Raw genomic sequence first — 907 nt, 5'->3', positions numbered from 1 at the left:
GCAAACTCGAAAGCCAGCCATGGCGGATCATGTCTATCGGACGCAGAGAATGGGCCAATGGGTTCTGATCAATGAGGACGCGTATTAGGTCTTTATCCTCGCGATAGAGCAGCGGCTGCACCGCCCCAAAACCGAGACTGCGCTCGAGCGCCAGGGCAAGCCTTGTCGCGCGGGCGAGGTCACTGTCCTCCGCCCCTGCCGAGCCGACGGAGACGGAGCACAAGACAATCTGCTCGGCCGCACGCCCGGCCATCAGCATCGCCAGCAGGTCTTCCCGATACGCGTCTCGGGAAGCTATCCATGCTCGGCACTCTCCAGCCTTTGCGGGAATATAACTTCAAATCAACGGATAGAAAGCGCAAGTCATTTTGGCTGTGATTAGGCATGGAATAAGGACCCCGCATTTTGGCAGGCCGGCGTGCGCAACCGCCCATGTCTCCGAGTTTTTGGGTCACCGCTTCGATTGTCATCGGGGCAAGATTTCCAAGATCCAGGGACGGCAACGTCCACAAGTGCGGAAAGCCTTCGTAAGCCGCTGTCGTCTGGACGGCGGCCTTGTTCTCAAAGTCTGCTGTTCCGACCCTCGCGTGAACCGGGATGAGCTAACGGGCGTTTTGGGATCATGCCGGGCAAAGCTTAGTTACTGAAAGGCGCATAACTCCCCCAAGTGCTACCTTATCAAAGACAATCAAAAACACATCCGGCTCCAGAGTAACTCTCCGGCGTAATCAATCACCTCCGCGAACCAGGAGCCGCACCGAAGGCTATCAGCCTCCTCCGGCACGATCACTGTGTTTGAGGAGCTGCTTTACCACCACACCATCGAGCGCCTGGGCATCGAACAGCGCCTTGACCAAGGCATCAAGTCCGTCCCTGTTTTCGTTCAGAACCTCGACGGCCCGTGCGA

General features: G+C 57.7%; 1 pseudogene. It reads right to left on the bottom strand.

Annotation, left to right across the window (positions count from 1 at the left end):
- Positions 1-253 (bottom strand): annotated as a pseudogene (locus tag E8M77_RS24085) (hypothetical protein); the annotation flags it as partial.
- Positions 254-907 lie beyond the last annotated feature (654 nt).

This window comes from Rhizobium sp. FY34, assembly GCF_005222845.1.
Classification (GTDB): Bacteria; Pseudomonadota; Alphaproteobacteria; order Rhizobiales; family Rhizobiaceae; genus Neorhizobium.
The sequence above is the reverse complement of the archived record's forward strand: the minus strand, read 5'-3'. Positions and strand labels throughout refer to the sequence as shown.